Consider the following 24125-nt stretch of genomic DNA (forward strand, 5'->3'; position numbering starts at 1 on the left):
AGAGGTCTTCTCCCGCGGTACCACCCAAATTAGTGATTAATTCACTCAACTTCTTGCTCCTTAACGCGGATAACGTACGATTTATAAAAAGGCAAGTTCACCCAACTCATCGATCAGCTTCCACCAGCCGCTGATTCTCTTAGATTCCCAAAGATTAGATTACTACTCCTTTAGTCGTTTCCATATTCGATTAAGAACTATTGTAGCTGATTTCTAGTCTTTTGGCAAGACTGTTTGTTTTTTCATAAGGGGATAAAGCAGGAAACCCATGAGAAATAATCCCGCACTTAATAGGAATATGGTTAGATTTTCCGTACCACTTTTCATAATCCAAAGACTATAACCTAAAGCAAGGATAGCAACCACCCCATCAACTATTCGTTTTATGGGTTTTGAATTCTCATACGTACTTCCTGAAAAAACGAGTTTAAGTTGAAAAATTGGTGAAATAAAATATTGAATTAAGAAAGCAAGTGTGGAAACTTTAACAACAAAGTCATACGCAACTGCGATATCGCCAGAAAGCGTGGAACAAATAAAAAACTGTGATGCAAGGCATGTAAGCACGAGAGAACGTATCGGCGTTCCATTTTTATTGACTTTACTTAAAAAGGGAAGGAAAATACCTTTTTTTGCTGCTTGGTATGGAGCTTCTGCACTCATCATCACCCAACCAATGGCCGAACCAAATAGACAAATCAAAGCGAGAATTGCCATCACAGCGGAGCCTCCACTCCCAATCACCGAATTTAACGCATCCGCAAGTGGGCTTGCACTGCCAATGAGTTTTTCTTTTGGAATGAGACCTAGCGCTAAAATCGAAATCAAACTATATAACATCACTGCAACAACTAGTCCTGTAATGGTAGCCGCTTGAACAGTTTTTCCTGACTTAGCACGTCCAGAAAACATTAATGCCGACTCAATCCCAATAAAGGCCCAAAGTGTGACGATCGCTGCGCTGTTTACTTGTGAAAGCAAGCCTTCTTTTAATCCTGAACTATCATAGACAGGGTGATAAAAAGCCCCCATTTTAGCCGATTGGAAAGAGAATACGGCGATGATAATGAAAAGGAAAAATCCTCCCACCTTCGCAACCGTCGCAACAAAATTAATTTTCCCTGCGCCACTTACACCTTTTGAAATGATAAAGGCAATGCCCCAAAGTAAGACGGTACACACAGCGAAGGTCAGCGCCTGACCTTCTGTAATCGTGAACCCGCCGATTTCAACAAAAGAATCTCGACTATTTAATATCGGGAAAAATACCGACAAGTAGCCAGCAAACGAGGTAATCAGTGAAACATTTCCTGCCCAGTTTGCTACCCAGTAACTCCACACAGCGATGAATCCTGCCATTTGTTTCGCTTTAGGACGGTTAAAGAATGCATACGCATGACTTTGTGCACCGCTTGTTAAATCTGGTCGTTTGACGGCTAAATTGCCGAATACAAGCGCGATCATGAGAACACCGGCACCTGTAAAAATCCAAGCTAGCAAGGTTGCAAGCGGACTGGCTACTTCAGCCATTTGCCTTGGAAGCATGAAGATTCCAGATCCCATCATGTTTCCGATCACGAGGGCTGTTAAAACGAAAAAGCCCATTTTTCTTTGCTTTGTCATCTGTGTATGCACTCCTTTTTATATATTTTAGTGTATTAGCACTTTACCAAGTGAAAGTGTAATTATAATATCAAAATTATTTTTATTCGTCAACTTAAAAATATGGTAAACTAGAAGCAATGAATTTAAAGGAGTCTGAGAAACCTTGAAGAAAGAAAATCCATTTCCTTATAGTCTCGATAATAAACGTTACCACACTTGGAATTATACCCTTAGACAAGAATTCGGAATGAAAATTTTCAAAGTCGCACTTGATGGCGGCTTTGACTGTCCAAACCGCGATGGTACTGTTGCGCGTGGGGGTTGTACATTTTGTAGTGCCGCTGGATCAGGCGACTTTGCTGGTGATCGAAATTTTGATTTATCCGCGCAATTTGCCGAAATTCGCGACCGAATGCATCACAAATGGAAAAGCGGAAAATACATCGCTTTTTTCCAAGCGTTTACGAATACCCATGCTCCTGTTGAAGTACTCCGTGAAAAATATGAAGTGGTTTTAAAAGAAGAAGGTGTCGTTGGGCTTTCCATTGCGACACGTCCCGATTGCCTTCCAGATGATGTCGTGGATTATTTAGCTGAGTTAAATGAACGAACTTATCTTTGGGTAGAGCTCGGCTTGCAGTCTGCTCACGATGAAACAGGGAAATTAATCAATCGTGCACATGATTATGATTGTTATCTTGAAGGCGTACGCAAGCTGAAAGAGCGAGGCATTCGTGTTTGTACCCATATTATCAATGGTCTACCAAAAGAAACGCCTGAAATGATGCTTGAAACAGCTAAAAAAGTGGCGGAAAGCGGTGTAGAAGGAATCAAAATTCATTTGCTCCACTTGCTTCGTGGTACGCCAATGGTAGAGGATTATAAACGCGGCGATTTAACATTTTTAACACAAGAGGATTATGTGAAGCTTGTCTGCGATCAACTTGAAATTTTGCCACCTGAAATGGTTATTCACCGAATCACAGGAGACGGTGGTGTGGATGATTTAATTGGGCCGATGTGGAGCTTGAATAAATTTGAAGTGTTAAACGCCATTGATCAAGAACTAATTTGGCGGGATAGTTATCAAGGAAAAAAATTTAGTGAGGTGCACGCATGAATTTAGAAGGCATCTTGCCGTTTAGCCATCAGCTCTTAAAGAAAGTTATTTTTCCAGGGGATGTTGTTATTGATGCAACTTGTGGCAACGGGCATGATACGCTTTTTCTTGCGCAGCTCGTTGGACCGAATGGTAAAGTTTACGCCTACGACATACAGCAAACCGCAATTGAGAAAACAAAAGCACGCCTTGACGAAGCTTCTTGCAAAAATCAAGTTTTGCTCTTAAAAAAAAGTCATGCAGAACTAGCTGCTGATGTGAGCGAACCAGTGCGAGCGGTCATTTATAATCTCGGCTACTTGCCGGGAGGAGATAAGTCAATTACGACCCTTGAAGAATCTACTCTCGAGAGCATTTCTGCCGCACTTGAAAAACTGATGGTGGGTGGACTTGTCATTTTGGTCATCTATCATGGTCACGAAGCAGGGAAACTTGAAAAAGAAGCGATCTTAAACTATGTTTCTCATCTCCCACAAGAAAAATTCAGCGTACTCCAATATGGTTTCATTAATCAGCGTAATCTGCCTCCTTTCGTCGTGGCAATTGAAAAGCGCTAAAAAAAGTCCAGAAAACAAGGAACTCCTTGTTTTCTGGACTTTTTAGATTATAAGTGGTATTTGACATACAATTTAATCAGCGTTTAAAAAATCAATTTCCTGTTTCATCGTAAGAGGGAAAATCTCCAGTTTTTCATTGCTCAAATCTGCTTGGTGTAAGCTGACGCATTTAATTCTGCGGTTATCATATTCACAGAAGTAATAACGTAGCGATGTGGTGCACATGGCTGTCATATAAACTGAATAATCATTGTGCCCATTTTGATGAATGACAGCTCCTTTTGGAACTTCAACCGGAGCAAGCATATGAAAAATCTGTGTAACCCCTTCGATTTCATTTTTTGGCTCACTCGCGTAAAACTTCATATAGGCAGTTCGTAAAAAGCGAGACGGTGGCGTGTAGTCGCCAGGAAGCCCAAAGGTCCCACTTCCCTGTCCAAATGGTGAAAAAGTCTTCGTGGAAGTTTGAATAGGTTCTTTTGATCTTGGATTCACGCCAATATAGTTCCGTAAATTGGCTTCATGCCATTCATAATTTGGACTATTTGTCATGACTCCGATCGTATCTTGATGGATTTTAATTCCATCTGGATCAGGTTCAACAATAATAGAACGCCCTGTACTGTCCGAAAAAATATAATGAAGTGGAGGTACAACGCCTAGAATTGAATTGCTCTCATTGATAATTTCAATTGTCTCAAAAAGTGCGATGGCTTCATCAAGAGAACCCGCATTAGCAAGAATATAACTGACTACACGAAGTGGATTAACGCCGCCCCTTGCATCTTTCTTCTCCGTATAGGTTGCAAATCCTGGATAATAAAGGGTCGCACCTGCCACACCTTTTTCATTAATCCCATCATAAAAAATAGGAAATTGTAATTTATATGCCGCCATTCCTAAAAAAGCATATTTTCCTTTACGAAGCTCATTTTGTCTTACTTCCATTTCAAAATTTCTTGGTACGATGACGACCCCACTATCTGTATACATAGAAAAATCCATGGTTCTTGATAAAAATTGTGTGTTGTCTTCTGCTCCAAATGTAAAACTACTACATCCTAACATAAATTTAATTCCTCCTTTGTGCTTATTCTTTACCCCCTTTTTCACTTTTTCTGAGTCAAAAATATGCTTTTCAAAACGAAAATATTGGTTTTTTGAGTGACTTTTACTCAAGACATAGCCAAATAAGCCGGTAGCAATCAATTGCTACCGGCTTATGAAACCAAGATTCTTATTTATTAAAATCGTATTTTTCTTCTACATAAATAGAATACCAAATCATGAAGATTACAACCGTCCAAATTTTACGGCTATAGTCATGTTTACCTGCACAATGTGCTTCTAACAAATCAAGCACGTACTGCTTATTAATCAAATGATCTGTTTCTGATTCATGAATGATATTTTTTACCCATTCATTCATTTCTGCTTTTAACCAGTGGCGAATTGGAACAGGAAAGCCTAATTTACGACGATTAAGCACGTGTTCAGGGACAAAAGTTTCAGCAGCTTTCCGGAGAATATATTTCGTTGTCCCATTCGTTGTTTTCAGTGAAGCTGGAATTTCTTTAGCTACTGCAAAAACCTCTTTATCAAGGAAAGGTACACGCACTTCAAGAGAATGCGCCATCGTCATTCGGTCAGCCTTTAATAAAATATCTCCACGAAGCCAAGTATGAATATCAATATATTGCATCCGTTCTACTGGATTATAGCCCTTTGTTTCATCGTAAAACGGCTTCGTGATATTTGTATAATCATGACCTTCTTCGTAACGTGGAAGTAAAATTCGCTTTTCAGCTTCTGTAAACATTTTTGCATTTCCGATATAGCGTTCTTCCATTGGTGTTGTTCCGCGTTCAAGGAAGCTTTTCCCGCGCATTCCTTCTGGCATCACTTTGGCAACACCATTTAGCATAGATTTAAATACGCCAGGCATTTTGTTAAACATCGAAAGGGAATTTGGTTCGTTATAAATATTATAGCCACCGAAAAACTCATCGGCCCCTTCCCCAGAAAGCGCAACCGTTACTTCTTTTCTTGCTTCACGTGCAAGGAAATAAAGAGGAATTGCCGCTGGATCTGCAAGTGGATCATCCATGTGCCAAACGATCTTTGGAAGCTCCTCCATGTATTCTTGAGGAGTAATCACATAGCTGATATTCTCTACGCCAAGTTTATCAGCTGTTTCTTTCGCCACATCAATTTCACTGAATCCATCACGTTCAAATCCAACAGAAAAAGTTTTAATTGCCGGATGATATTCTTTTGCAATCGCTGCAATAATGGACGAATCAATACCACCTGAAAGGAAAGAACCTACAGGTACATCTGAACGCATATGCACCTTAACAGAATCATATAATACATCACGAATTTGTTTAATAAACGCATCTTCTGATTTTTGAACAGGCGCAAATTCTGGTTTGTAGTATTGCGTAAAGGCCATTTCTTCACCAATTTTTTTCGTGAAGTAGTGACCAGGAAGCAAGCGTTTCACTTCTGTTGTTAATGTGTCCGGTTCTGGAACGAATTGGTAAGTCATGTAGTTTTGCAAAGAAACTTCATCCAAATTTTGATTTTTGAGCGCATGAAGAATAGATTTTTTTTCAGAAGCAAGGTATAAATTGCCATCTTCTTCCGCATAGAAAAAAGGTTTAATTCCAAATGGATCACGTGCCCCGTAAACACTATTTTCTTGCTTATCCCAAATTACAAATCCAAACATCCCGCGTAAATACGAAGCAGCTTGTTCTTTATATTTCGCATAAGTCGCAATGATAACTTCCGTATCACTTTCCGTTTCAAAAGTCATACCTTCATTTTTTAGCTTTTCACGTAATTCCACATAGTTATAAATTTCTCCATTGAAAATAATCCAGTAGCGTTCATCTTCATACGTAAGCGGTTGATGACCATTTTCCACATCAATGATACTAAGTCTTCTAAAACCGAATTGAATATGCTCATCCGTATAGTATCCTTCATCATCTGGTCCGCGGTGAGTGATCATATCATTCATTTCTTTAAACGTTTGTTTTTCTTCACCTGTTATTTCAGCAATGCGGTCATGAACGCATCCTACAAATCCACACATTGAGACATTTCTCCTCTATCTGATTTTTCATTAATTCACAGTTTACACAAAGATTATCATAACATAAAGCCGCTCGCTTTGCACGGTGAATTACTACTCTCAAAAAAAGAAAACGCCAAACAAACGCCGGCGTCTCCTTTCTTTTATTTTTCTAAAAAGCGTTTTAAATCATCGACCTTATCCGTTCGTTCCCAAGGTAGATCTAAATCGTGTCTTCCAAAATGTCCAAAAGCAGCCGTTTTGCGATAAATTGGTTGGCGCAAATCAAGCATTTTGATAATCCCAGCTGGACGTAAATCAAAGTTGGCGCGAACTGCTTCCGTGAGTTCCTGCTCACTATACGCACTCGTTCCATAAGTTTCAATGGATATTGAGACTGGATGGGCAACTCCAATCGCATAAGCCAGTTGCACTTCTGCCTTTTTTGCAAGTCCAGCAGCCACAATATTTTTAGCAACATAACGCGCGGCATAAGCGCCAGAGCGGTCCACTTTCGTTGGGTCTTTCCCGGAAAAGGCACCCCCACCGTGGCGTGCATAGCCGCCGTAAGTATCCACAATGATTTTTCGACCCGTAAGCCCAGCATCCCCTTGCGGCCCGCCAATCACAAACCGACCGGTCGGATTGATGAAGTACTTCGTTTTTGCATCAAGAAGTGCTGGATCAATCACGGCTTGAATGACTTGTTCATGCATATCTTTTGCGATGGTTTCTTGCGAAATATCGGGATGATGTTGTGTTGAAATAACAACCGTATCAATTCGTGCTGGCTTATTTTCCTCATCGTACTCAACCGTAACTTGTGTCTTCGCATCTGGGCGCAAATAATCAATTGTCCCCTCTTTACGAAGTTCCGCGATTTTTCTTGCCAGTTTATGAGCAAGAGAAATTGGAAGCGGCATAAGCTCCTCCGTTTCATCCGTCGCAAAACCAAACATTAAGCCCTGGTCTCCAGCACCAATCGCTTCAATTTGAGCATCTTCATCTTCTTCCCCACTTCTTGCCTCAAGAGACTCATCTACCCCTTGAGCAATATCCGGAGACTGCTCATCAATGGCCGTTAAAACAGCACAAGTTTCTGCATCAAACCCGTATTTAGCTCGTGTATAGCCAATTTCTTTAATGGTTTCCCGTACAATTTTGGGAATATCTACGTAAACTGACGTTGTAATTTCGCCAGCAACCAGTACAAGTCCTGTTGTCACCGTGGTTTCACAAGCCACGCGCGCATCCGGATCTCTTGCAAGTATCGCATCCAAAATCGCATCTGAAATTTGATCGGCAATTTTATCCGGATGTCCATCAGAAACAGATTCTGACGTAAACAAATGACGCTTCGCAGTCATTCTTGTATCCTCCTTCTATTCTCTACCATTCGCGTGCAGCAAAGAAAAAAAGCCTTTTCTCTAAGTTTTTGCGCATAGAGAAAAGGCGTATCATTTCATTACCTTCACTCTCATCGATCAGGAAAACTCCTGCTCAGGTTAGCACCTTACAACAAGTGTAGGTTGCTGGGCTTCAAAGGGCCAGTCCCTCTACCGCTCTGGATAAGAGATATTTATTTTAGTTTTACAACTAACTAGCTTTAAGTATACTGGTTTACGAAACGAAAATCAAGGGGAAATCCCTTCCTGCCCTGCCAAAAAGTCCGGCCAATCTTCCTGCTTCATTTCTCGGTAGCGGTGGTAAAACGCCTCCCCCTTCTCAGATCGGCTATAGCGAATACCGTCATTCGACCGGTAGCGAAAAAGCAAGCCAAGTTCTTCAAGTTCATACACGGCAAGCAAAAATTCCGTCTTGTTTTTGAGAGCACTCCCTCCGTTTCTTGCACGATCATTAATTAGTTCATTCATATTCGATGAGCCTTGATAGACATTTTCGATGATTTGAAAAGCAACTTCAAAGGGCAAACGCATTCTTTCACATACTTTCATTTTCAAGATTCTTTTTTATTATACAGGAAACGCATGATTTTTTCTTGAACAAATTCGAAATTTTCTACGTAAGCTTTGAATAAAACGCCAAATTTTGCCACGGTTCCTGGCAATAAGACGATATAACCATTCGCCTAAAATGGGGATAAACGGTAAATAAAGAACTAAAGCCCCCCACTTGACTATAGGAAGTGCCCTTAAAATGCGCCGAACCGCTGAAAAGCCACGATAAATCCGCCCATTTTCCGATACAACATGGAGCTCTCTTAATAAATCAGTTTGATTAAAATAACTACCGCTATCCTCTTGAAGCTTTTCGAAATATAATAGACCCTGCGTGTCTAGCCTTTCTACATAGCCTTTTACCCACTTACAGAAAGAACAATTTCCATCATATAAAACCCGGTATCGCACAATAAAAACCTCCTTCTTCCTATTTTTCCCCTTATCATATTTTTAAACCTGTGGTATGATTAAGGATATTAAAAATAGAATTTGTTCGAACGCGAGCAATAAAGGAGTTAAATTATGGGTTTATTTATACTTACTCTAATTCTTTTGGCCGGATTTATTGTAGCCATGCTACTTTTCGAATTCGTATTCAAACTAGAATGGTTCAAATATTTTTTAGCCACAATTGGATTGATTGCAAGTGGAATTATTTTTTTCATCAGTTTTTATGGCGGCGGCCTAAAGCAAACGGAAATTGCTATCGCCCTCTTTTTTGCTAGTTTCGGTGAATATGTTGTTTCGCTTGTTATCAGTCTTGTCCGCTTGATTCAGCGAAAAAAAGAACAAGCTTAAAACTAATAATGAAAAACCAGACAGAAAATTTCTGTCTGGTTTTTCATTATTTCGTGTAAACCGTTGAAAAAGCTTGTTTAATTACGCCACAAGATGCTTGGTACAGTTTTTCTTCTTCTGTCGTCAACTGTTCAAGCGGCAAAATCTGACAAACCCCATCTCGACCAATAACAGCTGGTCGTCCGGCATATACACCTTCGCTTTCATCATAAACAGAAATCGGAAGTACTTCACGCGCATCATCATGAATAATTGCAATAAGTCGAGCTGCCGCTGTTGCGATACCAAAACTCGTCCAACCTTTCCCAAGCAAAATATTCCAACCTCTAGCCCGCACTTTTTCCTTGAATTCTGCACGTTCTTCTAAAGAAAGCAATTCAAGCGCTGGTTTCGTTCCAACTTTAACACCTGACCAAGCAATAAATTGGGATTCCCCGTGTTCTGCGAGGACATAGCCTGAAATGCTTTTCGGTGAAACTTGAAAATGCTCCCCAAGTGCGCTTCGCATCCGCATAGTGTCAAGTGAAGTTCCTGTTCCAAACACCTGTCTCTTTGGAAGCCCACTTTCTTTTGCAATGATTTGTGTGATGACATCACAAGGGTTTGTAATATTGATAAAAATCCCATTGAAGCCCGTTTGCATCACTTTAGGTACAATCGAACGCACAGCTGCGCTTGTTTCTTTCAATTCTTCCATCCGGTCTTTTTCGAGCAGCGTTGTTGGTCCAATTGCCATCACGATAACAGAGGCGTCTCGGAGCAATTCATAACCTCCAGAAATCACCTTCGTGTAAGCATGCGTAGCAGACAACATGTCCCGAAGCTCCATAGCTTCACTGCTCGCCTTCTCACTATTTTGATCTACTAAAACGAGTTCCGTACAAATCCCTTGCGTGACGAGTGAAAAAGCGACATCTGAACCAACGTGACCACATCCAATAATTCCAACTTTTTGTTGCATTTTCGTTGCCTCCTCTTAGTTGCTTGAATTTAACGAAACAAGTTCATATGTAAGTAGTGTTACATCATTTTCCCAAACAACTTTACGCGGGATCACCATGCCGCTTGTTTCGCCGTCTTTTGTTTTGCGAAGCTCAATTTCAATATCCAGTGGATAAATTCGGTAGCCTGCTTTTTCGAGTTTGAACAAGTTTTCATCAATTCTTTCTTCATTTCCTTTTGTTACGACCATCGTATTAACTTCAAGCTGCATTCCCATCTGGATCCCTCCAATTCTTATTTTCTATCATAGCAGAAAATCCCCCTTTTTGCCCACTATCTCATCAAGTCTTTTTAAAATTTCTTGCATGCCCTCATCCCGCATAAAAAAACTGAAAGCTTCCCTTTGAACGATTTTCCGTAAATGTCCCTTTAAAAGCTTAGGCCCCTCGGTTTCTAGATAATTTTCTTGCGGCACAATTTGTTTCACTTCGCAGAAAAAAACACGCTTTGTAAACGGACGTTCTGAAGAAGCCACTTCATAGTCAGCTACAAAAATAAATTCAAAAGGAATAGCGCCTGTTTCTTCCATTAGTTCTCGTTTCGCCGTCGTAGCGTTATCCTCTCCCACTTCCCCTTTCCCTCCAGGAAATTCAAGTCCGCGAATTTTATGTTCCGTAAAAAGCCACTTTCCTTCATAATGTGGGATAACAAGGACATCATTTTGTTCCTCTTTCGACTGTGCAAAATGAATTTTCACATCATTCCCATAAGCATCCTGATAACTGAACACAATCATCGTCCCTTTCTTTTTTTAAAAAATATGATAAGCTTAACTTAGTAAAATTTAGAAGGTGAATTTCGTGTTTAAAAAAATCTTAGTCGGCTTGATTCGCGTATATCGAAAATTCATTTCACCACTTACGCCACCTTCTTGCCGCTTTTCGCCAACTTGCTCTGAATATGGCATCGAAGCAATTCAAACGCATGGCGCTCTTAAGGGCAGTTATTTAACCATCCGTCGAATTTTAAAGTGCCATCCTTTCCATAAAGGGGGATTCGATCCCGTACCACCAAAAAAATCTTCTTCAAACTCGCGTCACCACCATTAATATAGCATAAAAAACTGTCTTTCAGCAGACAGTTTTTCTTTTTCTACAAAAACACTTGCTTTTCCCACTTTTTTCCTGTAAGATCAATTACGGATGATAAATCGGATTGATTACGATTTATTTTTTTGATTCTCAAAACGGAATGATTTTGATTTAAGGAGTTGAGTATTACCAATGAAAAACTGGCAAAAATTGCTAGCCCCTTTACTTATTCTCGTTTTACTGCTTGCTGCATGCGGCGGATCAGGTGAAGCGAAAAAAGAAGATGGAAAGATTCAAGTTTACACGACTGTTTATCCTCTCACTTACTTAACACAACAAATTGGTGGTTCTTACGTTCATGTGAAAAGTATTTACCCGGCTGGTGCAGATGCGCATAGTTTCGAACCCACACAAAAAGATATGTTAAAACTCGCGGATAGCGATTTGTTCTTCTACATTGGTCTTGGAATGGAAGGCTTCGTTGATAAAGCAAAATCAACATTAAAAGAAGAAAAGGTTTCCTTTATTCCGCTCGCAGAAAAGCTCGACCTTCCGAAAGATCCAGATGCCGCGCTTGAAAATGACGAACACGAGCACGAAGGAGAAGAACATGAACATGAGCACGGCGATATCAATCCACACGTTTGGCTCTATCCAAAATATATGGAAGAAATGGCAAAAACGATTAGAGATAGGCTCACGAAAGAAATGCCTAAGCAAAAAGCAACTTTTGAAGAAAACTACAAAAAAACCGTTGAAAAACTTAAAAAGCTCGATGATTCTTATGCAGAAATGGCGAAAAATGCAAAACATAAAGATTTTGTAACGGCACATGCGGCTTATAGTTACTGGAATACCGCATATGGCTTGCATCAGATTCCAATCGCTGGAATTTCAACAAGTGATGAACCTTCTCAAAAGAAACTGCAAACCATTGTTCAAACCATCAAGAAAGACAAGATTCCTTATATCATGCTCGAACAAAATACAAACTCTAAAATTGCTGATGTCATTCAAAGTGAAACAGATACAAAAGCATTAACCCTTCATAATCTTGAAACACTAACTGAAAAAGACATTCACCAAAATCGCGATTACCTTTCCATCATGAACGATAATTTAAAAGCATTAAAAGAAGCATTAAACTATTAAAAAAAGCTGGGGTCTAGGCTGACCCCAGCTTTTTACTATTCTTCATAAGCCGCTTTCCAGATAGCTTCTTGAACAGCTCGTTTCACATCTGAAATTGGTCGGGTGTTCACTTCATCGCGAATGGCTGCTTCCACAACCGCTTCTGTAACAGCTTGTGAAACTCGACGAACCTCTTTTACAGGAGGAAGAAGAGAAGCACCAGGACTTTCTAAATCCTGTAATTCCCCTAAACTATTTGCTGCACTTGAAAGCATCCTCTCAGTGACTCGCTTAGCTTTAGAAATCACGATGCCAAGCCCGAGTCCTGGATAAAGCAAGGCATTATTTGCTTGTCCAATTTGATAAGAAACACCTTTATACTGAACTGGTTTTGAAGGACTCCCGGTAACAACAAGCGCTTTACCATCACTCCACTGAATCAAATCCTCTGCTTTCGCTTCTGCTAAATGCGTTGGATTCGAAATCGGCATAATAGCAGGTCGCTCTTGATAAGAACACATCGCTAGCACGCTTTCTTTTGTAAAAGCACCTGGTTGACCACTTGTACCAATCAAAACGGTAGGTTTTACACGCTCAATGATTTCTGTAAGATCTGTAAGCCCCGAGAATTCAGCTTCTTCACGCGCGAGCTTTTGTTGTCCAACCGTTAAATCAGTCATATCACTCGTAATTAAACCATTTCGGTCAATCAAATAGAACTGGTTTCGCGCTTCTTCTTCACTCATTCCAGCAAGAACTAACTCAAGTTTAATTTGCTCCGCAACACCAATACCTGCTGTTCCTGCACCAAAAATTAAATAGCGATGATTAGCAAGTTTTGTTTGTGTCACTTTACTCACTGCATGTGTTGCAGCAGCCATCATTACACCAGTCCCCTGGATGTCATCATTAAACGTCGTGAGCTGCTTCTTATATCGTTCAAGAATCACGCTGGCATTTTCACGACCAAAGTCTTCCCAGTGAAATAAAGCACCAGGAAAGGCCTTCTTCGCCTCTTCAACGAACTTATCAATAAACTCTAGATAGGCTTCGCCCGTTAATCGCGGTTTTTTCTTGCCGACGTAATTTGGATCGTTTAAAAGTTCCTCTCGACTAGTCCCATTATCAATCACGACAGGTAAAACACGTCTAGGATCGATTCCAGAAGCAACCGTGTAAACTGCAAGCTTTCCTACGGCTATCATCACGCCACCAACGCCCCAGTCTCCAATGCCAAGAACTCCTTCGCCATCTGTAATCACAAGCAGATCCACTTGCTTCAAAGACTCACTTGCTTCTAGTAAAGCTGACTGAATCCACTCTGGATGATCACTGTCGAGAAAAGCTGCTTCTGTCTTTTCCCCAAAATCTTTCGAGTAATTCATTACACTATTCGCAATGGTTGGCGTATAAATAACTGGCAATAACTCTTCGATATGTTCTTCTATCAGCCGGTAAAACAAGATGCGATTTGAATGATAAAGCGACATCAGATATTTATTTTTTGCATAGTTATCCGAGATTTCGCTTAGCTGTTTGTATTCAAGTGCCACTTGTTCAAGTAGCGTCCGAGTTTTCCCAGGCAGTAATCCGCACAACCCATAAAACTCGCGTTCTTGCTCAGTAAATCCAAGTCCTTTATTTAAAAACGGATTTTCTAAACGTGCTTTTCCCTTCAAGTCGGACATGTACGTTCCTCATTTCTTTAATTCTTTTCTTTCAATTTGTGTCGCTGGATTTTGCCAGAAGCCGTTCTTGGGAGGGTTTCATGGAAAACAAATCGTTTTGGTATTTTAAAAGAAGCTAGTTGCGCTTGTAACCTCGTTAAAATAGCTTTCTGGTCAATTTCTGAGTGAACAACGAGATGGGCAACAGGAATTTCTCCCCATTCTGCATTTTTCTCACCGACAACCGCCGCCTCCAAAATTTCTGGAAAACTTAACAGCACATGCTCAACCTCAGTTGGATAAACATTTTCACCACCAGAAATTATCAAATCGCTGCGTCGTTCGGATACAAATAGATACCCATCTTCATCCAGATAGCCCATATCACCCGTTTTAAAATAACCATCCGAAAATGCCTCTTTCGTTGCGCTTTCGTTATGTAAATATCCCGCAAAAATCGTCGGTCCTTTAATCCAAATTTCCCCGTCGCGGTCTGTCTCCTGTTGCTTTACAATCTTTAATTCAGAAGGAAAAAGGATTTTCCCCGAGGAACCAATTTTGCCGTGAGCTTCTTCAGGTGAAAGTGAAACAACCTGTGAAGCCGTTTCTGTCATTCCAAACGACTGTACAAGTGGAAAACCACGCTCTAAACTTTTTGACACTACTTCGGCCGGAGCGGCACTACCACCAAGCAAAACAACTCGTAAATGGGGATGCACCTGAATGGCCGGCTCCCAGTCAAGCAAACGTTTTAGCATGGTAAAGACAACAGAAATATGCGTCACTTTCCCACTTTCAAGAAGAGGGACCACTTTCATCACATCAAATTTTCGTTCCAAATAAACCGGCATCCCATAAATCAAACTACGCATCAAAATCGACAGCCCACTAATATGAAAAATCGGCACCACACAAAGCCACGCGTCACGTTCTTTCTGAAAGCCAAAATTAAGCATGGACGCCGTCGCACTGAAAAAATGGTTTCCAAATGTTTGCAAGACCCCTTTCGGCTTCCCCGTTGTGCCCGACGTATACATAAGCGAAGCAACATCCGCTAAGTCTAAGCTCGCCTCGGAAAAAACTGCGCCAGAAGTAGCCTCTAGCGTTGAAAAGGCCTGTACAGACACCTTTAAATCCGCTGCTTTTTCCGCGAAATCATCCTGAAACAGACAAAGCTTAGCCCCACTATCCGCCAGTTGATAATTCATTTCACTTGCCGAGAGACGGTTATTCAAAAAAACAGGAATAGCACCAATTAAGCCCATCGCATGAATCCAAAAATAGGTCGCTGCATCATTTTGACCAAGCAAACCTACAAAATCTCTTTTTTTAATTCCAAAAGCCGAAAGTCGCATCGCAAATGTCCTTGCCGTTTCATAAACCTCCGCAAACGAAAACGACTTCCCTTCAAAATAAAGCGCAGTTTTCTCACCCGAAAGCTGCGCTCGCATTTTAAGCCAATTTTCCATTTTGATCACGGAAACTTCGGAAATTGATCGAAGTCTGGATCGCGTTTTTCCTTAAAGGCATCGCGTCCTTCCTTCGCTTCATCCGTCGTATAATAAAGTAAAGTAGCATCCCCGGCAAGTTGTTGAATACCCGCAAGTCCATCCGTATCCGCATTAAAGGCTGCTTTGATAAAACGAAGCGCCGTTGGACTCTTCTTGAGCATCTCTTTTGCCCAAGAAAGAGTTTCCGTTTCCAGTTCAGCAAGCGGCACAACCGTATTAATCCAGCCCATCTCAAGCGCCTCATCCGCCGTATACTGACGACACATAAACCAAACTTCCTTCGCTTTCTTGTGACCGATCACACGCGCCAAGTAGCCTGAACCATATCCTGCATCGAAGCTTCCAACATTTGGCCCCGTTTGACCAAACTTCGCATTATCCGCTGCAATTGTAATATCACAAACCAGCTGTAAAACATTACCGCCGCCAATGGACCAGCCCGCAACCATCGCAATAACAGGTTTCGGAATCACTCGAATAAGACGTTGTAAATCTAACACATTCAACCGCGGAATTTGATCCTCTCCTACGTAACCACCATGACCACGAACCTTCTGATCACCGCCCGAGCAAAAAGCTTTATCGCCTTCACCCGTTAAAATAATCACGCCAATTTTTTCATCATCACGAGCAACACTAAACGCATCCATCATTTCCATCACCGTTTTGGGCGTAAATGCATTATGTACATGCGGACGATTAATTGTCACCTTCGCAATTCCTTCAAAAAATTCATATTTGATCTCTTCGTATTCCTTTTCCGTTGTCCAGTTCACCATAAACTAAACCCTCCTATAAATAATCCTTACAAAAGCGCTGAATGACTCGTGCCGTCTCTTCTGGTGCCTCAAGCTGTAAAGCATGACCAGCACCCACTATTTCATGATAAACCCGATTCGGCAGTTTCTCAAGCATTTCATTTGCAAGCCGTGTAAATTTTAAATCCTTCTCACCAGCAAGAAGTAAAACCGGAAGACCGATCTCTCCTAATTGATCCCAGTATGACGGAAGCGCACCCGTGCCAACTCCAATTAAACTTTTCGCTAGACCTTCCGCATCTTGCCCAAGCCGTTCAGCTTGAATTTTTTTTTGACAAGAAACTGGGAGTTCGCGCTGAGATTCAAAAAGAGCGAGCCGCTCCCAGTTTTGCACAAAGCAATTTATACCACTTGTGCGGAGTAAATCCACCCAGTGTGCATCTTTCTCACGCCGCAAGCGCCGCTCCTTTTCTGATGAGAGCCCAGGAGAACTACTTATCAAAGCAAGACCAGAAAAAGCATTCGGATAGTCTGCAACAAGCGCAAGCGCGAGCCTACCTCCCATCGAGTAGCCAAGAACAACCGGTTTTTCATCCGGAAATTCCGCCTCTAAAATAGCAAATAAAGCTTTCTCTGTCTCCTTAAGAGAATAATCGGCTAAGTCTTTTGAGACCGATTTCCCGTGCCCCGGTAAATCAGGCAGAATCACCGTACCAAATGACAGATATCCTAGCATTTCATCAAACGTTTGGTGCGTTCCCGTAAATCCGTGTAACATTAAAAATACCGGTCCCGGTCCAAAACGCTTCACTTCATAAAATAAATTCATTTTGATTCACGCTCAACCATATCAGCCACTTTTTGCCATAGCAAATCATGTCCCGCCTTATTTTCATGTCGATTGGTATGCACTTCAATAATATCAAGTCCTTTATGATAAGCCGCTTTATCTAGCGCATCACGAAAAGCTTCCGCTGCAAACACTTCTTCATAATTCGCATCATAAAGAGCCGCAGCATAACGAAAATCTAAATCCGTTGCTGTTCCAAACAAAGTTTCAAAGTGCTTCGATTCCTTACTTTGCGGCAAGAACGAGAAAATCCCGCCTCCATTATTGTTCACGACAACAATAGTCAAATTCAACTTGTACTTTTTCGCCATAAGTAAGCCATTCATATCATGATAGAAAGACAAATCACCAATTAAAAGATACATAGGCTGGAGCACCGTACTGGCTCCAAGTGCAGAGGAAACCACACCATCAATCCCATTTGCCCCACGATTCGAAAGCATCTTAATTTTTTTGTCCGTCTGCATAAAATACGTATCCACATCACGAATCGGCATGCTACTACCAATAAATAATCCCGACTCCTCTGGAAGCTGTTTCCTAAGTTCATACACAATTTGTCCTTCTTCAAGACTCGTGACTGAGTTCATATGCTCCTCTAAAACTTGCCGAGCCTCAAAATTATATCTTTGCCATCTTCCCAACCAATGTTCTGGTTGTTCTACAGACGCATCTTTCAAAGCATCCAATAAAAAGCGCTCATCGCAATGAATCATATCGGTCACGCCCTTCACAGGGTCTCGCCAAGCGGCGCCTGGATCAACAACAAATGTGCGTACATGAGAAAGAGATTCTAGCCAAATTTTCAGTGGCTTTGAAACAGGCATGCCTCCAAAACGAATGACAATTTCAGGCTCTATCTCCTCTTTAAACCGATCACTTTTCAGTAAAGCATCATAATTATCCACAACAAGCTCATCTAGCTCTCCGTAAGAGCGAAGTCCAGAAAGTGGATCCGCCAAAATAGGCCAGCCAAAATTCCTTGCTGTTTCGATAAATTTAGACTCAATTTCTTTTTTATTGAGCGGCCCGACTATAAACAAACCTTTTTTCCCGCTACAAGCCTGGACCATCTTAGAAAGAGCTTCTTCTTCAAGTACCTCATGTGTATAATAAATATGCACATGATGCCGTTTTTTATCCGTTTCTGCAAAAGGAGAAGGCTCTAAGACAGGTATCAATGGCTCTCGAAGCGGGAAGTTGACATGAACTGGACCGCGTGGTGTTTTAAGCGCAATATCAACCGAACGGCTACCATGCCATTTCGCATAGCGAATCATTTCATCTGAGTCCTCTGGAAGCGCCATATCCGTAAAACTTTTGACATGCGTTCCAAACAAGTGAATTTGATCCATCGCTTGTGGAGCACCAACATTTCGCAACTCATGTGGTCTGTCTGCTGTAAGAACAATCAGTGGAACTTGTGACAAATTCGCTTCTGCAACTGCTGGAAAATAATTAGCAACCGCTGTTCCACTAGTCGCAAGAAGCACAACCGGACGCTTGGAGGCTTTCGCCATTCCCAGTGCAAAAAAACCGGCTGAACGTTCATCCACATCCACATGTATTTTTAATGTGGGATGCTCCGCAAATAAAAGCGCAAGTGGTGTAGAACGAGACCCTGGACTAATCACAGCATCCTTTACACCTGCTTGAACCAATTCTTCAACAAAAGCGCTTAAATAAGCTGTCATCGCTTCTTGATGATTTGTCATAATTCCGTTCCCCCTAGTACTCTTAGCATCGGTTGAAATTTAATTCGTGTCTCTTCTAGTTCTTGTTTAGGTACGGAATCCGAAACAATCCCGCAACCGGCAAACAATATGCCTAACGAATCCACAACAAGTCCAGAACGAATTGCCACCGCAAATTCACCTTCAAAGTCCATATCGACAAACCCAATTGGTGCACCATATAAACCTCGATCGTCTGTTTCCTTCATTCGAATAATCGCTTTCGCCATTTGCTGCGGTACGCCGCCAAGCGCTGGCGTAGGATGGAGTGCACGAGCAATTTCTGTAATCGTTACATCTGAGCGCTTTTTCGCTTTCACATTCATATAAAGATGCTGGATATCACGATTTTTTAAGAGTACCGGTTCACTTGAAACCGATAAATCATCTGTGAACTCACGAAGTGTATTTTCAATCATGTCAACCACATAGCGATGTTCACGCAAATTTTTCGCATCCGTAAGCAACTCATTTCCAAGTTTTTCATCTTCTGCCTCCGTTTCTCCACGAGCGGCAGACCCAGCAACACAAGATGAATACACCTCTCCATCTGAGACAGAAACAAGACGTTCTGGCGTCGCACCAAAAAACAGCGCCGAACCTTTTTCTAGCACAAAGAAATAGCTGCTACTTTGTGTTTTAATCATTTGTTCCAAAATGGCCCCACTATCTACTTGATGATTGAAACGAAGACCCATCCGCCGTGATAAAACAACTTTATGTAAATCCTCGGAACCTTGCAACAAACTAACAATTTCCTCTGCATTTTCCAAAAAAGCATCTGGCTCTAGTTCCTTAGCAGAAACCAGAGTATCCACTTCTAAATTTGGAATAGCTGCATTTGCAATCTTTTCCCACTGAGCTTGAACAGCTTCAAATTTATTGGTTTCATCATCTGGATAAATCACAACATTCACTGTCAGAAAAACTTTTTCCTGTTTTTTTGTGACCATGAAAAGTGGCAAATAAAACAAAGCATCTTTAAAAACCTGCCACTCTTTTCCAGTTTCACGTTCAGGATCAAAAGCAAAGCCACCAAAATAAAGAGGACCAGTTTGTTTGTCCGTCGCATTCGTAACTGTTCTAACCTTAAGAGCACGGATTCTATCTTCAAGACCTTTGTATCCATCTTTTTGTTTATCTTGAGCTAAAAATTGTTCAGTTACACCAAAACCTGCAAGTGTAAGTGTTTTTTCAGGATTTTGCCAAAAAAATCGTTCTCCAGAAAAAGCATCTTTTGCTTTCTGATATAAAACAAGCGGCGAAACATCAGACGTAAATTCATGAACAAAACTAAGAAGCGCTGGCTCGTCCTTTGTCGCATGACGTTTTGCTTGTTCAAATAAAGCAAGAGGTAATGTGATTCCCATTTCTCATCTCTCCTTTACTACACTCTTTCTATTATATCAAAAGTGAACCCTTCCTGCCTAATTTTCGCTTTCTTTCTTAACGATTGACGAAACACGATTCTTTCCCTAAAATGAAGAAAGACCGTTTAAAAAGGAGCGAAAAAAATGGCAACTCATGAAAAACAAGTTTTTGAAAAAGAATCTGGATTCAAAAAATGGTGGCGACTACTTCGTCCACACACTTTAGTTGCCTCTTTTGTTCCCGTCTTTTTAGGTACATCCGTTGCAATGAGCTATACAAATTTTCATTTCTTACGTTTCATTGTCATGCTGATTGCCTGCTTTTTCATACAAACATCTGCCAATTTATTTAACGAATACTACGACTATAAAAAAGGACATGATGACGAACATTCAGTAGGAAATGGAGGCGCCATTGTTCGAAACGATATGCGCCCAGGATTTATTTTATTCCTTGCCATTTTCCTTTATATTCTTTCTATCTTAGGCGGAATTTATTTATCCATAGAACTAAATTGGTATGTTGGCTTGCTTGGCGCAATTTGTATGCTTGTTGGCTATCTTTATACTGGTGGCCCTTATCCCATTGCCTATACACCATTTGGCGAGATCATGGCAGGCTTTTTTATGGGAGGAATCATCACCTTTATTTCTTTTTACATTCAGGCAGAATTCATTGGAAAAGAAATCGTATACATATCCATTCCAGTAATGGTGCTCGTAGGTAACCTACTGCTTGCAAACAGTTTACGAGATCTCATTCCTGACAAAAAAAGCGGACGCCTCACACTTGCAATTCTTTTAGGACGTAAGGCAGGAACCGCGCTGTTCGCCTTAGCCTTTTTATTCGCTTATGTCTTCGAACTTTCACTAATCATTTGGATGAATGCTCCTTACTGGACTCTAATTATCCTACTTAGTGCAAGAGAAGCTATCCGAGCAGTTCGAGGTTACATTGGAAAGAGCGATCCCGTAACAATGATGCCGGCTATGAAAGCCACATCAAAAGCCATCACTTTCTTTGGTCTATTACTGGCTATCGCGTACTTATTAAGCTTGCTTCAAAAAAATCTATTTATGTAAAACAAAAAGCAGTCGTATTCATTCGATCAAACGAATACGACTGCTTTTTTATGCCATTTTCTTTCTTTGTGTGAATAAGCCCAGTGCTCCAAGCGCAAGCAAAATAGCAATCACATAATAAAAACTTACCGAACCAAGCATCCCAATAAGCGCTCCTGTTATACTTGGGCCGAGGATGCTCCCCATACTGAAGCACATCCCCACTAAAATGTTTCCAGCAGGAAGAAGTTCTACAGGCGTCAAATCGGTCATATAAGACAGCCCAAGCGAGTAAAGTGATCCGACAAGAATTCCTAGAACAAAAAAGAAAACCAGAAAAAGCCAATCTACCGAGATAAAAGCAAGCGAGAAAAAGACAAGGCTTCCTAAGAAAGTAAGAATGGGTAACACTTTTCCTCGTCCCATTTTATCGCTAAAAATCCCAATCGGAACTTGGAATAAAATCGTTCCTACTGAAAAAGAAGAAATAATAGACGTGATTAAAAACGTATTCATATTGTCTCGTAAGCCAACAATCGGAAACGTTGCATTCAAGCCTGTTTCAAGCACCCCATATAAAAATGGCGGAATCATAGCCACCCATGCAAATTTAAGTACTGCAGAAAAACGCTTCATGCTCGCAAAAAAGGAAATCTTACGTATTGCCTCTCCTTCAGAAATAAATTCATTCCGAATAAACCAAATCAACGACCAAGCTATCAATACGAGAACACCAGAAGCATAAAAAGGGAAATTTGGACTAATATGTGTCAAATTAACTAATTGCGGGCCAATTGCGAATCCAAGTGAAAAGAACAATCCATAAACGGCCATATTCCTTCCGCGTTTTTGCGGCTCTGTCATTGCTCCAATCCAAGTCTGAGAAGAAAAATGCAGCATATGGTCCCCAACGCCAATAATTAATCGAAGGAAGAACCAGAAAAACAAATTAAACCAAATAGGAAATAACAATAAAGCGATAGCAACTAAAAAACCACCCATTAAAATAATCGGCTTAAATCCATATTTATGTAGCGGGGCCTCAATGAATGGTGAAATCAAAAGAACGCCAATGTAAATTCCTGTAGCGTGAAAACCATTAATGCCAGAACTAATCCCATTCTCTTCAAAAATAATCGAAATCAGCGGTAAAAGAAGTCCTTGTGAGAGCCCTGAAATAGCCACAATAATTGTTAAAATCCAAAACTCTTTTCTCTTACTTTGCAAAGAAACCCCCTCCTTTTTTAATTAAAAGAAAAACAATGCCTAGAAACCTAAGCATTGTCTTAAAATGACCCGTACGGGATTCGAACCCGTGTTACCGCCGTGAAAGGGCGGTGTCTTAACCGCTTGACCAACGGGCCTAAACTGGCGGAGAAGGAGGGATTTGAACCCTCGCGCCGCGTAAACGACCTACACCCTTAGCAGGGGCGCCTCTTCAGCCACTTGAGTACTTCTCCATAATTATCATAAATCCTTCTAAAAAGGAACTCCACAGGTAGGACTCGAACCTACGACCGATCGGTTAACAGCCGATTGCTCTACCACTGAGCTACTGTGGAATAAAGTGGGCCTAAGTGGACTCGAACCACCGACCTCACGCTTATCAGGCGTGCGCTCTAACCAGCTGAGCTATAGGCCCCAAATAAAAGAGCGGGTGAGGAGAATCGAACTCCCGACAACAGCTTGGAAGGCTGTGGTTTTACCACTAAACTACACCCGCATATAAAATTAAAAATGACAAGGGGCGGATGATGGGAATCGAACCCACGAATGTCGGAACCACAATCCGATGCGTTAACCACTTCGCCACACCCGCCATGGGCAAAAGTTTAAAGTGGCTTGGGACAGAATCGAACTGCCGACACCTTGAGCTTCAATCAAGTGCTCTACCAACTGAGCTACCAAGCCAAATGGCGGTTCCGACGGGATTTGAACCCGCGATCTCCTGCGTGACAGGCAGGCATGTTAACCCCTACACCACGGAACCATAATTGCGGGGACAGGATTTGAACCTGCGACCTTCGGGTTATGAGCCCGACGAGCTACCAGACTGCTCCACCCCGCGACGATAATATAAAATTTGTCCACTAGTCATATGAATAAAAGAAAAACGGAGGAAGAGGGATTCGAACCCCCGCGAGCTTTTACACCCCTGTCGGTTTTCAAGACCGATCCCTTCAGCCAGACTTGGGTATTCCTCCATGATATAAAAATGAGATGACAAGTGGACCTTGCAGGACTCGAACCTGCGACCGGACGGTTATGAGCCGTCTGCTCTAACCAACTGAGCTAAAGGTCCAAGAAATAAAGTAGCGGCGGAGGGAGTCGAACCCACGACCTCTCGGGTATGAACCGAACGCTCTAGCCAGCTGAGCTACGCCGCCATAAAAAGAATTTCTGTTAAGTTAATTTGGTGGAGCCTAGCGGGATCGAACCGCTGACCTCCTGCGTGCAAAGCAGGCGCTCTCCCAGCTGAGCTAAGGCCCCAAAGTTAAGATAAGAAAAGGCTAGGCTATATTTAAAACATGGTCGGGAAGACAGGATTCGAACCTGCGACCCCTTGGTCCCAAACCAAGTGCTCTACCAAGCTGAGCTACTTCCCGTATAAAGAGCGCGCCCAGAAGGAGTCGAACCTCCAACCGCCTGATTCGTAGTCAGGTACTCTATCCAGTTGAGCTATGGGCGCAACATAAAACAATAATAATGGTGCCGAGGACCGGAATCGAACCGGTACGGGTATCACTACCCGCAGGATTTTAAGTCCTGTGCGTCTGCCAGTTCCGCCACCCCGGCATCGGGGACTAGCTAAAAGCGGAAGACGGGGTTCGAACCCGCGACCCCCACCTTGGCAAGGTGATGTTCTACCACTGAACTACTTCCGCAA

The 24125-nt window shown here is 41.6% G+C and carries 22 protein-coding genes, 17 tRNA genes and 1 riboswitch; of the genes, 6 read left to right on the forward strand and 33 right to left on the reverse strand.

From position 1 onward, the window contains the following. Positions 1-213: 213 nt before the first annotated feature. Positions 214-1623: an amino acid permease gene (locus HB912_RS05685; RefSeq protein WP_185372770.1), complete on the reverse strand. Its 1410-nt coding sequence runs from the start codon at positions 1621-1623 to the stop codon at positions 214-216. Positions 1624-1768: 145 nt separating this feature from the next. Between HB912_RS05685 and mnmL the strand changes: the two genes are divergently transcribed. Continuing rightward, on the forward strand, positions 1769-2725 hold the full coding sequence (gene mnmL, locus HB912_RS05690; protein WP_185372772.1) for a tRNA modification radical SAM protein MnmL/YtqA: 957 nt from the start codon (positions 1769-1771) through the stop codon (positions 2723-2725). Beyond that, positions 2722-3282, forward strand: a complete 561-nt coding sequence (gene mnmM / locus HB912_RS05695; RefSeq protein WP_185372774.1) for a tRNA 5-(aminomethyl)-2-thiouridylate-methyltransferase MnmM — start codon at positions 2722-2724, stop codon at positions 3280-3282. The genes mnmL and mnmM overlap by 4 nt, the downstream gene beginning before the upstream one ends. Positions 3283-3354: 72 nt before the next feature. Here mnmM and HB912_RS05700 read toward each other — a convergent pair whose 3' ends face one another. The 5 genes from HB912_RS05700 to HB912_RS05720 all read right to left on the reverse strand — a co-directional run bounded on the left by HB912_RS05700 (position 3355) and on the right by HB912_RS05720 (position 8733). Then, entirely contained in the window at positions 3355-4350 is a 996-nt protein-coding gene (locus HB912_RS05700) for a choloylglycine hydrolase family protein (RefSeq protein WP_036074173.1), read from the reverse strand. A gap of 169 nt (positions 4351-4519) precedes the next feature. Next, entirely contained in the window at positions 4520-6385 is a 1866-nt protein-coding gene (gene asnB / locus HB912_RS05705) for an asparagine synthase (glutamine-hydrolyzing) (RefSeq protein WP_185372776.1), read from the reverse strand. A gap of 143 nt (positions 6386-6528) precedes the next feature. Beyond that, positions 6529-7731 (reverse strand): methionine adenosyltransferase, encoded by a 1203-nt coding sequence (gene metK, locus HB912_RS05710; protein ID WP_185372778.1) that lies wholly within the window; start codon positions 7729-7731, stop codon positions 6529-6531. A gap of 107 nt (positions 7732-7838) precedes the next feature. Continuing rightward, a riboswitch (SAM riboswitch) is annotated at positions 7839-7939 on the reverse strand. Positions 7940-7998: 59 nt separating this feature from the next. After that, entirely contained in the window at positions 7999-8319 is a 321-nt protein-coding gene (locus HB912_RS05715; RefSeq protein WP_244964420.1) for a DUF3116 family protein, read from the reverse strand. An 18-nt stretch (positions 8320-8337) separates the two neighbouring features. After that, positions 8338-8733, reverse strand: a complete 396-nt coding sequence (locus HB912_RS05720) for a DCC1-like thiol-disulfide oxidoreductase family protein (RefSeq protein ID WP_185372780.1) — start codon at positions 8731-8733, stop codon at positions 8338-8340. Between the two features lie 114 nt (positions 8734-8847). Here HB912_RS05720 and HB912_RS05725 point away from each other — a divergent pair, with 114 nt between their 5' ends. Then, a complete protein-coding gene (locus HB912_RS05725; RefSeq protein ID WP_036074170.1) occupies positions 8848-9123 on the forward strand; it encodes a hypothetical protein in 276 nt (91 codons plus the stop codon). A 46-nt stretch (positions 9124-9169) separates the two neighbouring features. Here HB912_RS05725 and HB912_RS05730 read toward each other — a convergent pair whose 3' ends face one another. The 3 genes from HB912_RS05730 to ytkD are packed head-to-tail and all read right to left on the reverse strand — an operon-like array spanning position 9170 to position 10855. After that, positions 9170-10084: an L-lactate dehydrogenase gene (locus tag HB912_RS05730; protein WP_185372781.1), complete on the reverse strand. Its 915-nt coding sequence runs from the start codon at positions 10082-10084 to the stop codon at positions 9170-9172. Positions 10085-10099: 15 nt separating this feature from the next. Continuing rightward, the gene (locus HB912_RS05735; RefSeq protein WP_036074168.1) at positions 10100-10342 is read right to left on the reverse strand and encodes a DUF2584 domain-containing protein; all 243 of its coding nucleotides are present in this window, start codon (positions 10340-10342) and stop codon (positions 10100-10102) included. 27 nt (positions 10343-10369) lie between these two features. Beyond that, positions 10370-10855 (reverse strand): RNA deprotection pyrophosphohydrolase, encoded by a 486-nt coding sequence (gene ytkD / locus HB912_RS05740; protein WP_185372783.1) that lies wholly within the window; start codon positions 10853-10855, stop codon positions 10370-10372. A gap of 70 nt (positions 10856-10925) precedes the next feature. Here ytkD and yidD point away from each other — a divergent pair, with 70 nt between their 5' ends. Together yidD and HB912_RS05750 are read left to right on the forward strand one after the other, a co-directional pair. Beyond that, positions 10926-11174 carry a membrane protein insertion efficiency factor YidD gene (gene yidD, locus HB912_RS05745; RefSeq protein WP_185372786.1) on the forward strand — a complete coding sequence of 83 codons (249 nt, stop codon included), beginning with the start codon at positions 10926-10928 and terminating at the stop codon, positions 11172-11174. 174 nt (positions 11175-11348) lie between these two features. Further along, positions 11349-12308: a metal ABC transporter substrate-binding protein gene (locus tag HB912_RS05750; RefSeq protein WP_185372787.1), complete on the forward strand. Its 960-nt coding sequence runs from the start codon at positions 11349-11351 to the stop codon at positions 12306-12308. Between the two features lie 35 nt (positions 12309-12343). Here the strand turns inward: HB912_RS05750 and HB912_RS05755 are convergent, their stop codons facing one another. The 6 genes from HB912_RS05755 to HB912_RS05780 are packed head-to-tail and all read right to left on the reverse strand — an operon-like array spanning position 12344 to position 20176. Then, the gene (locus HB912_RS05755) at positions 12344-13975 is read right to left on the reverse strand and encodes an NAD-dependent malic enzyme (RefSeq protein ID WP_185372789.1); all 1632 of its coding nucleotides are present in this window, start codon (positions 13973-13975) and stop codon (positions 12344-12346) included. 17 nt (positions 13976-13992) lie between these two features. Next, entirely contained in the window at positions 13993-15423 is a 1431-nt protein-coding gene (locus HB912_RS05760; RefSeq protein WP_185372791.1) for an o-succinylbenzoate--CoA ligase, read from the reverse strand. 5 nt (positions 15424-15428) lie between these two features. Continuing rightward, on the reverse strand, positions 15429-16244 hold the full coding sequence (gene menB, locus HB912_RS05765) for a 1,4-dihydroxy-2-naphthoyl-CoA synthase (protein ID WP_185372793.1): 816 nt from the start codon (positions 16242-16244) through the stop codon (positions 15429-15431). 13 nt (positions 16245-16257) lie between these two features. Continuing rightward, complete coding sequence (gene menH / locus HB912_RS05770; RefSeq protein ID WP_185372795.1) at positions 16258-17052, reverse strand: 2-succinyl-6-hydroxy-2,4-cyclohexadiene-1-carboxylate synthase; 795 nt, start codon at positions 17050-17052, stop codon at positions 16258-16260. Then, positions 17049-18788: a 2-succinyl-5-enolpyruvyl-6-hydroxy-3-cyclohexene-1-carboxylic-acid synthase gene (menD, locus tag HB912_RS05775; RefSeq protein ID WP_185372797.1), complete on the reverse strand. Its 1740-nt coding sequence runs from the start codon at positions 18786-18788 to the stop codon at positions 17049-17051. Before menD ends, menH begins: the two co-directional genes overlap by 4 nt. After that, the gene (locus tag HB912_RS05780) at positions 18785-20176 is read right to left on the reverse strand and encodes an isochorismate synthase (protein ID WP_185372799.1); all 1392 of its coding nucleotides are present in this window, start codon (positions 20174-20176) and stop codon (positions 18785-18787) included. The genes menD and HB912_RS05780 overlap by 4 nt, the downstream gene beginning before the upstream one ends. 144 nt (positions 20177-20320) lie before the next feature. Between HB912_RS05780 and HB912_RS05785 the strand changes: the two genes are divergently transcribed. After that, positions 20321-21259 (forward strand): 1,4-dihydroxy-2-naphthoate polyprenyltransferase, encoded by a 939-nt coding sequence (locus HB912_RS05785; protein ID WP_185372801.1) that lies wholly within the window; start codon positions 20321-20323, stop codon positions 21257-21259. A gap of 48 nt (positions 21260-21307) precedes the next feature. Here the strand turns inward: HB912_RS05785 and HB912_RS05790 are convergent, their stop codons facing one another. From HB912_RS05790 to HB912_RS05875, 18 genes are all read right to left on the reverse strand, one after another. Further along, the gene (locus HB912_RS05790; RefSeq protein ID WP_185372803.1) at positions 21308-22465 is read right to left on the reverse strand and encodes an MFS transporter; all 1158 of its coding nucleotides are present in this window, start codon (positions 22463-22465) and stop codon (positions 21308-21310) included. A 65-nt stretch (positions 22466-22530) separates the two neighbouring features. Continuing rightward, positions 22531-22602 (reverse strand) — tRNA-Glu (locus HB912_RS05795). Positions 22603-22607: 5 nt separating this feature from the next. Then, positions 22608-22698: transfer RNA gene (locus tag HB912_RS05800), tRNA-Ser, on the reverse strand. Between the two features lie 30 nt (positions 22699-22728). Beyond that, a tRNA-Asn gene (locus tag HB912_RS05805) sits at positions 22729-22800 on the reverse strand. A gap of 6 nt (positions 22801-22806) precedes the next feature. Then, positions 22807-22880: transfer RNA gene (locus HB912_RS05810), tRNA-Ile, on the reverse strand. A gap of 10 nt (positions 22881-22890) precedes the next feature. Further along, positions 22891-22961, reverse strand: a tRNA-Gly gene (locus HB912_RS05815). Positions 22962-22984: 23 nt separating this feature from the next. Further along, positions 22985-23057, reverse strand: a tRNA-His gene (locus tag HB912_RS05820). A 19-nt stretch (positions 23058-23076) separates the two neighbouring features. After that, a tRNA-Phe gene (locus HB912_RS05825) sits at positions 23077-23149 on the reverse strand. A 3-nt stretch (positions 23150-23152) separates the two neighbouring features. Continuing rightward, positions 23153-23228 (reverse strand) — tRNA-Asp (locus HB912_RS05830). A 4-nt stretch (positions 23229-23232) separates the two neighbouring features. After that, positions 23233-23306 (reverse strand) — tRNA-Met (locus tag HB912_RS05835). A 46-nt stretch (positions 23307-23352) separates the two neighbouring features. Continuing rightward, positions 23353-23442: transfer RNA gene (locus tag HB912_RS05840), tRNA-Ser, on the reverse strand. 24 nt (positions 23443-23466) lie between these two features. After that, positions 23467-23540 (reverse strand) — tRNA-Ile (locus HB912_RS05845). Between the two features lie 11 nt (positions 23541-23551). Further along, positions 23552-23625: transfer RNA gene (locus HB912_RS05850), tRNA-Met, on the reverse strand. Positions 23626-23652: 27 nt separating this feature from the next. Next, positions 23653-23728, reverse strand: a tRNA-Ala gene (locus HB912_RS05855). Between the two features lie 39 nt (positions 23729-23767). Next, positions 23768-23844: transfer RNA gene (locus HB912_RS05860), tRNA-Pro, on the reverse strand. A gap of 9 nt (positions 23845-23853) precedes the next feature. Then, positions 23854-23927 (reverse strand) — tRNA-Arg (locus HB912_RS05865). An 18-nt stretch (positions 23928-23945) separates the two neighbouring features. Continuing rightward, positions 23946-24034, reverse strand: a tRNA-Leu gene (locus tag HB912_RS05870). A gap of 17 nt (positions 24035-24051) precedes the next feature. Then, positions 24052-24123, reverse strand: a tRNA-Gly gene (locus HB912_RS05875). Between the last annotated feature and the right edge of the window lie 2 nt (positions 24124-24125).

The sequence above is a fragment of the Listeria aquatica genome (assembly GCF_014223975.1).
Classification (GTDB): Bacteria; Bacillota; Bacilli; order Lactobacillales; family Listeriaceae; genus Listeria; species Listeria aquatica.